Source organism: Arthrobacter sp. Y3223164 (assembly GCF_059091005.1).
This window is the reverse complement of record NZ_JBNHGF010000101.1, coordinates 1-7889: the sequence shown is the minus strand read 5'-3', so window position 1 is coordinate 7889 and position 7889 is coordinate 1. Positions and strand designations below refer to the sequence as shown.

Sequence of the window (7889 nt, the reverse complement as noted above, 5' to 3'; positions counted from 1 at the left end):
CGCGAGGCGCCCCCGGCCACCGGCTGGCCAGGGCAAAGGGTCGAGATGCACTACATCGGCGGCTGATCGGACGGCCGCACCGCAGCCGCGCGTGGAACCGATGGCGCCACCGCCGGCAAGCCGGATCCGGCCCCGGACAGCACACCGCCCGCACCCGAACCGGAATACGGTCGGACGCGGGCGGTGCGGGACTGGGCCCGGACTTACTCAGTGGCCGCGGGCAATCCACTCGTCGAGCTGCGGCGCTTCGGCGCCGATGCTGGTGGAATCGCCGTGACCGGTCTTCACCGTGGTCTCGGGCGGCAGCGTCAGCAGCCTGCCCTTGATCGACTCGATGATCGTTTCGAAGCTGGAATAGCTGCGGCCGGTGGCTCCCGGACCGCCGTTGAACAACGTGTCCCCGCTGAACAGCACGTTCTGCGATGCCAGGTGGAAGCAGACCGATCCGGGGGAGTGGCCCGGAGTGTGGATGGCCTGCAGCCGCGCTCCCGCGATCTCGAAGGTGTCGCCGTCCTCGATTGCGTGGTCGGGTGCGCTGTCCGGGAAGACCGCGTCCCAGAGCATCCGGTCGGCGTCGTGCAGGTAAACAGGTGCCTTCACCAGGTCCCGGAATGCACCGACGGCGCGGATGTGGTCGTCGTGACCGTGCGTGAGCAGGATGGCCTTCACGCTCCGGGAGCCGACGGCGTTGGCAATGGCCTGCGGATCATGTGCCGGATCGATGACGATGACCTCGGTGGCATCGCCGACGATCCACACATTGTTGTCCACGTCCCAGGTGCCGCCGTCCAGCGAGAACGTGCCCGAGGTGACCAGGTTTTCGATTGCGGCGCTCATGCGACCTCCACCACCGAACGCAGCACCTTGCCCTCGTGCATCTTGTCGAACGCGGCCTCAACCTCGTCGAGCTTGATCCGCTCGGTGACGAAGGCGTCCAGGTCCAGGTTGCCCTGCTTGTAGTGGCTGACCAGCATCGGGAAGTCGCGGGACGGCAGGCAATCGCCGTACCAGGAGGACTTCAGCGAGCCGCCGCGACCGAACACGTCCAGCAGCGGCAGTTCGATCTTCATGTCCGGCGTCGGGACTCCCACCAGGACCACGCGCCCGGCCAGGTCGCGGGCGTAGAACGCCTGCTTGTAGGTTTCCGGACGTCCGACCGCTTCAATCACGACGTCGGCGCCGTTGCCGCCGGTGAGCGCCCGGATGGCCTCCACCGGGTCCTGTTGCTTCGAGTTGATCCCGTGCGTGGCACCCAGCGACTTGGCCAGCTCCACCTTGTTGTCATCGATGTCGACGGCGATGATCGTGGTGGCGCCGGCCAGCTTTGCGCCGGCGATGGCGGCGATGCCCACGCCGCCGCAGCCGATCACGGCCACGGATTCGCCGCGCTTGACCTCGCCGGTGTTGATCGCCGCGCCGATGCCGGCCATGACGCCGCAGCCGAGCAGTCCGACCGCCGCCGGGTCGACGTCGTCGTCCACCTTGGTGCACTGGCCGGCGGCCACCAGGGTCTTCTCGGCAAAGGCACCGATGCCCAGGGCGGGGGAGAGCTCGGTGCCGTCCTCGAGGGTCATCTTCTGGGTGGCGTTGTGCGTGTTGAAGCAGTACTGGGCTTCACCGCGCCGGCAGGCCCGGCACTCGCCGCACACTGCGCGCCAGTTCAGGATGACGCGGTCGCCGGGCTCAAGATCGGTCACGTCGGGGCCGACGGCGCTGACCACGCCGGTGGCTTCGTGGCCGAGCAGGAACGGGAAGTCGTCGTTGATCCCGCCCTGCTTGTAGTGCAGATCGGTATGGCAGACGCCGCAGGTGAGGATGTCCACCAGCGCCTCGCCCGGGCCCGGATCGGGAACCAGGATGGTTTCGATGGAGACCGGAGCATTCTTTTCCAGGGCCACTACTGCCCGAACCTTGTGAACCATGCGGGAGTGATTCCTTCCTAGCGAAGTCTGGCGAGGCCGTCGTCGGCCGTCCTGCCCCATCCTAGGAACAAAACAGGGGCGCCACAATTTCCAAAACGATTGTTATGGAAACTGCGGCGCCCCGTGGCCCGCGGTCCGGATTCCGCCGGTGGAGCCTGCCGCTGCTAGACGCCCAGGCGTTCCTTGACCAGGGAGAGCGGCGGGTTCGTGGCGCTGCTGCCATCCGGGAAGAGCAGGGTGGGAACCGTCTGGTTTCCGTCGTTGAGCTTCTCGACGAGCTCCGCGGTGCCGGGGACCTCTTCGATATTAATCTCGGTGTAGCCGATGCCCTGCGCATCGAACTGGGTCTTCAGGCGGCGGCAGTACCCGCACCAGGTGGTGGAGAACATGGTGACGGTTCCGGCAGCAGGTGTGTAATCCAAGATGGCTCCTTCTGGTCTGAAAGCTTGTGTACATGTCAACGTCTCACCGGGCGCGGTCATTCCCGGCGCCGGCCGCGGCGGCTGCCGGGCGGGGAGTACCGCCGGGGTGCGAGGCCGTTTAAGGGCCGCGCGCCGGGCTTCCGCCGCGCGGCTGGACCATAATGGAGGCATGTGCGGCAGATACGTCATGGCCCGGAGCACCGGCGACCTCGTGGCTTCCTTCGACGTCGATGAGTCCTATGTCGAAGAGATCCAGCCTTCCTACAACGTGGCTCCGACCGACGAGGTCCCCTTGATCATCGACCGCAAGCAGGCCGACGGCGAGGGAGTGTCCAGGAAACTCATCCTGGCCCGGTGGGGCCTCGTGCCGCCGTGGGCCAAGGACCCCCGCTCCGGCGCCCGCCTGATCAACGCGCGGATGGAGACCGTGACGGAGAAACCCTCGTTCCGCAAGGCGGCGGCCAGGAAGCGCGGATTGCTTGTTGCCGACGGGTATTTCGAATGGCAGAAAACCGAGGACGGCAAGATCCCGACCTACCTGCACGGCGAAGGCGACGAGGCGCTGGCTTTCGCGGCTTTGTTCGAGAACTGGCCCGACCCGGCCCTGCCCGAAGACCACCCGGAGAAGTGGCTGCGCACCTGCACCATCATCACCACCCAGGCGGCCGATGCGCTCGGGCATATCCATGACCGGACGCCGCTGATCGTTCCGCCCGGCCTCTATGCGGACTGGCTGGATCCGGAAACAACATCCGAGGCCGACGTGCGGCAGCTGCTGGAGGCCATGCCCGAACCGCATCTTGTCCCGCGGCGGGTCAGTTCGAAGGTCAACAACGTGCGCAACAACGGGCCCGATCTCATCGACGAAGCAGCATGAGCGCCGCCGGGCGCCCCGGAATCGGGGATCGTTCCCTGAGCGGCATCCCTGCAGCCATTGTGTGCCGGCCCCGGCTGCCGGAAGCTGGGATGGAGTAACCGCGCCCGCGCCGCCACGGCGGGAACCAGGGGAGGAAGCCAATGTCCGGACGGTACGTGGCCAGTTCGACGGCGACCATTGCGGCGCCGCCGGACCGTGTCTGGTCCGTGATCACGGACCCCGAGGCCATCAGGGGATTCATGTTCGGCACCGAGGTGCAGACCGATTGGAGCGTTGGCGGGCCTATCCGATGGCGGGGCGAGTGGGAGGGCGAGGCGTACGAGGACAAGGGCCAGGTGCTGGAGTTCGAACCCGGACGGCGGCTGGTCGTCACGCATTTCAGCCCGCTGTCCGGCCGGGAGGACGTGCCCGAGAACTACCACCGTCTCGTCTGGACGCTGGAGGCAGTTCCGGGCGGCACGGAGTTCACGCTGTCGCAGGACAACAACGAGACGGCCGAGGCGGCGGAACACTCCAAGCTGATGTGGGACAAGCTGGTCCACGACGTGAAGTACCTCGCCGAGCACGACGGCTAGGCTCCTTGGCCGCCGCACGGCGCGCGCCTGGCCGTCCTGCTGCAGTAGGCAGTGCTGCTGCGCTTGGCCGCCGTGCGGCTGCGCGCTGAGCCGCCGTTGGCGGGCGGCCCGATTTTGTCAGTGCCCGAACCTACGCTTGATCTTGGATTCGAATACATATTCGAATAGAATAAGAGGGTCAAGTTCTTCGGTGGGCGTGTTGGCAGGGGCGCTCGCCGGGGATTATGACCCGTTGTCCAGATGAAAGGCGACTGGGACATGGGTGTTTTCAGCGAAGCAGTTGACGTTGTGTGTTCCCCTGCCGGACAGCCGCTCCGGCTGCGCTGGCAGGGCAGGAGCTACCGCATCGTCGCGGAACCGGTGCGTTGGTACGAACGCCGCAAATGGTGGGCGGAGGAACTGCGTGCGGAACGGGGCCGGGGCGCGGGACTGGTGGACCATGAGATCTGGCGGGTGCAGGCGCGGCTGAATGGCCGGTCGCAGATCCGCACCCTGGACCTATCCCATCAGGTGGATACCGGACGCTGGCGCCTGATCCGCGTCCATGATGCCGTCCGGGAGTTGAGCGCCTGACCGCGCTACGGTTCCCGCCGGCCTTTCTGTCAGCCCCCGGTTCGCCTCGGCAGTCCGCCGGATGCCGATCCCGAGACCCGACCGTTGTTTGGAATGTCCATGAGCTTTACCCACCTGCACGTATCCACGGCGTACAGTGCCCACTACGGTGTCTCCTGGCCGGAGGAACTGGCCGCAGCGGCCGCTTCCTTCGGTGCCGACGCCTTGGCCTGCACCGACCGGGACGGTCTCTACGGCACGGTCAAGCACCTGAAGGCATGCCTGGCGACGGGGATGGATCCGATAGTCGGCGTGGACCTGGCCGTCCAAGACGGCGGCGGTCGGGACACCGGCCGCGTTGTGGTGCTGGCCCATGGCGGGAACCAGGGCAGCGGTTACCATGCGCTCTGCCGCCTGGTCTCGGAAGCCCACGCCGGCACGGCTGCCCGCGGGCGTTCCGCCAGCCGCCGGACGCCCGGCGTGACGGTGGATCAACTCGCCCGGCATGCGGGCATTCCGGACGGCGGACCGGCCCTGACGGTGCTGGTGGGTCCTTTTTCCGACGTCGGACAGGCGCTGCGCCGCCGTAGCTACGCCGAAGCCCGCCGGCTGGCCGGACGCTGGCGCAGCGGACTGCCGGCCGGGGCGCTCGCAGTGGAAATTGTCTCCCACCTGAGTGCCCCGGGGGAGAATCTCAGTACCGCCCACGCGGTGCGGATGCTTAACCTGGCCGGGGAGTTGAATCTTCCCGCAGTGCTGACCAACGCCGTGCGCTACTGCGAAGAGGACGGCGCCGCCACTGCAGATGTGCTGGACTCGGCGAGGGCGCTGACAGCCTTGTCCAAGCTGCCGGATCTGCAGCCGAGCGCCCAGGGCTGGTTGAAATCCCCCGACCGGATGCAGGCCCTGGCGCGGGAAATCGTGCAGGCAGCCGGCGGCGGAAGCAAGGACGTCATCCGCCTGCTGGCCACGACGGAAGCGGTGGCCGACCGGTGCCGCATGGATCCTTACCGGGACATGGGGTTCAAGCGCCCGGTGGTCCCCGAAGCCTCCGTCATCGGGATCGACGGGGATCCCGTGGCCGAGCTGGTCCAGCGCTGCGAAACCGGCATCGCCGAACGGTTTGGCGGAATGTCCGGACGGGCGGAGAAGGAACTGCGGGACCGGCTGGCCCATGAGCTGGGCATCATCTCGCGGCTGGGCTTCGCCTCCTACTTCCTGACGGTGGCCGAAGTGTCGCGCATGATCACCGGGATGGGCGTGCGCGCCGCGGCCCGGGGATCGGGTGCCTCGAGCCTGGTGAACTATCTGCTCTACATCAGCCACGTGAACCCCCTGGACCACGGGCTGATCTTCGAGCGCTTCCTCTCCCAGGACCGTTCCACCCTGCCGGACATCGACATCGATGTGGAAAGTGCAGAGCGGCACAACGTCTACCAAAAAATCTTCGACCGTTTCGGCAGCCAGCGGGTCACCCTGATGAGCATGCAGAACGGTTACCGTGCCCGCGGGGCGGTCCGCGACGCCGGCTTGGCGCTGGGCCTGCCGGAGGAGGAGATTTCGGGCATCGCCAAACAGCTCTGGCGGTTCTCCGCGCGCCAGTTCCGTGAGGCGATGGCGGAGAAGCCGGAGCTGCGCGCGTTTTCCGCCCAGGTGGAGCAGGACCAGCAACTGGACCTGCTGGTGGATTTGACCGAACGGCTGGACCGGCTGCCCCGGCATATCTCCATGCACCCCTGCGGCGTGATCCTGGGCGACAGCTCGCTGTTGGACCGCACCCCTACCCAGCCAAGCGGGCTGGGTCTGCCGATGAGCCAGTTCGACAAACACGACATGGACCCGATGGGCATGCTCAAGCTGGACGTGCTGGGCGTGCGGATGCAGAGTTCCATCGCCTACGCGCTCAAGGAAATAGCCCGCATACATCCGGGCAAGGACGCCGTGACGGCAGCCGGCCGGCATCCGGTGGGCGAGGACGGAACCGGGCCCGACTACATTGCCGCGGACGGGACCATCAACCTGGAACAGGTCCCGCTGGACGACGAGCCGACCTATGAGCTGATCCGCAGCACCCACACCCTGGGATGCTTCCAGATTGAATCGCCGGGCCAGCGCGAGCTGGTGGGCAAGATGGCCCCGCGGGACTTCAACGACCTGATTATCGACATTTCGCTGTTCCGTCCGGGGCCGATGCAATCGGATATGGTCCGGCCATTCCTGGAACACCGCCATGGCTGGGCGCCGGAGCGCTTCCCGCACCCGGATTTGATTCCGGTCCTCAAGGAAACCCACGGCGTCACGATCTTCCACGAACAGGTCCTGCGGACCTTCGACGTCTTCACCGGTTGCGGACTGGCCAAGGCGGACGAATTCCGCCGGCTGCTGGGCAACGAGGAAGCCGAACCCGCGGTGGAGGAATACTTCCGCAACGCCTCGCTGGACCGGGGGTATCCGCCGGAGGTGGTCGACACGGTGTGGGGCACGCTGAAGTCCTTCGGCAGCTTTGGCTTCTGCAAAGCCCACGGGGCCGCCTTCGCGGTGCCCACCTACCAGACGGCCTGGCTGAAGGCCCACCACCCCGAGGCGTTCCTGGCCGGGCTGTGGCAGCACGATCCGGGAATGTACCCGCTGCGCCTGCTGGTGGCCGAAGCGCGGCGGCTGGGCATCCCGATCCTGCCGCTGGACATCAACCGCAGCACCGACCGCTACCAGGTGGAACGCGTTCCCTCCGGCAGCGGCGAAAAGCTGGGGATCCGGCTGAGCCTGACCGGCATCTACGGGCTCTCGGCGGCCGAGCTCAAACGCATCGTCGTCGGCCAGCCGTACGAATCGCTGGCCGACCTGCGCGCGCGGGCCAAGGTCGGCAAACCCGCGCTCAAACGCCTGGCCCAGCTGGGCGCCTTCGACGAGCTGAACCGCCGGACCGGCCAGCGCGGCGGCCGGGCGGCCAGCCGGACGGATTTGGTCTACCATCTGGACCAGCCGGACAGCCGCCCGGTTCCCCAGCGCTACCAGCCCACCGAGGGCCAGCTGTCCCTGCCGCTGGGGGACTTGGAGCTGCGCCATCTGGTCCCGGTCTTCCCGGAACCGACCACGGTGGACAAGGTGCGCACCGAACTGGACCTGCTCTCGATCGACGCCAGCTCCCACCTGATGGAGAGCTACGCTCCGCTGCTGGCCCAACTCGGAGTCACCCAGGCCAAGGACCTGCTGCAGATGCGCAACGGGAGCGAAGTAATGGTGGCCGGCATCCGTGTGGCCACCCAGACACCGCCCATGCGCGGCGGCCGTCGGGTGGTTTTCATCAGCGTGGACGACGGCACCGGCTGCGTGGACGCCACCTTCTTCCAGGAAGCCCAGGAACGCTCCGGCCCGTTGCTGTTCGGCACCGAGATGCTGCTCATCCGCGGCCTCACCCGGCGGACCGGCCCCAGGGGAATCGGGCTGCAGGCGCTGGAGGCGTGGGACCTTTCGGACACCGCCAGCCTGCCGCTGCCGGGGCACCCTGTTCCTTCCGGGGCCGCGGCAGGACGGGGGCCGG

Annotated in this window: 7 protein-coding genes; 4 read left to right on the top strand and 3 right to left on the bottom strand. The window is 67.4% G+C overall.

Features of this window, described 5'->3' with window-relative positions:
- Positions 1–207 precede the first annotated feature (207 nt).
- The 3 genes from AC5RUJ_RS07455 to AC5RUJ_RS07445 all read right to left on the bottom strand — a co-directional run bounded on the left by AC5RUJ_RS07455 (position 208) and on the right by AC5RUJ_RS07445 (position 2344).
- Positions 208–837, bottom strand: coding sequence for an MBL fold metallo-hydrolase (locus AC5RUJ_RS07455; RefSeq protein WP_493999842.1), 630 nt, complete (start codon positions 835–837; stop codon positions 208–210).
- Positions 834–1922, bottom strand: coding sequence for an S-(hydroxymethyl)mycothiol dehydrogenase (locus AC5RUJ_RS07450; RefSeq protein WP_493999841.1), 1089 nt, complete (start codon positions 1920–1922; stop codon positions 834–836). Before AC5RUJ_RS07450 ends, AC5RUJ_RS07455 begins: the two co-directional genes overlap by 4 nt.
- A 164-nt stretch (positions 1923–2086) precedes the next feature.
- Positions 2087–2344, bottom strand: a complete 258-nt coding sequence (locus tag AC5RUJ_RS07445; protein WP_127512700.1) for a glutaredoxin domain-containing protein — start codon at positions 2342–2344, stop codon at positions 2087–2089.
- A gap of 169 nt (positions 2345–2513) precedes the next feature.
- Here AC5RUJ_RS07445 and AC5RUJ_RS07440 point away from each other — a divergent pair, with 169 nt between their 5' ends.
- The 4 genes from AC5RUJ_RS07440 to AC5RUJ_RS07425 form a co-directional block, all read left to right on the top strand.
- Positions 2514–3221, top strand: coding sequence for an SOS response-associated peptidase (locus AC5RUJ_RS07440; RefSeq protein WP_494014077.1), 708 nt, complete (start codon positions 2514–2516; stop codon positions 3219–3221).
- A 140-nt stretch (positions 3222–3361) separates the two neighbouring features.
- Positions 3362–3796, top strand: coding sequence for an SRPBCC domain-containing protein (locus AC5RUJ_RS07435; RefSeq protein ID WP_494014076.1), 435 nt, complete (start codon positions 3362–3364; stop codon positions 3794–3796).
- 258 nt (positions 3797–4054) lie between these two features.
- Positions 4055–4369, top strand: a complete 315-nt coding sequence (locus tag AC5RUJ_RS07430; protein WP_493977563.1) for a DUF6504 family protein — start codon at positions 4055–4057, stop codon at positions 4367–4369.
- 99 nt (positions 4370–4468) lie between these two features.
- Positions 4469–7889, top strand: a 3421-nt coding sequence (locus AC5RUJ_RS07425; protein WP_494155721.1) for a DNA polymerase III subunit alpha, incomplete at its 3' end; no start/stop codon positions are given.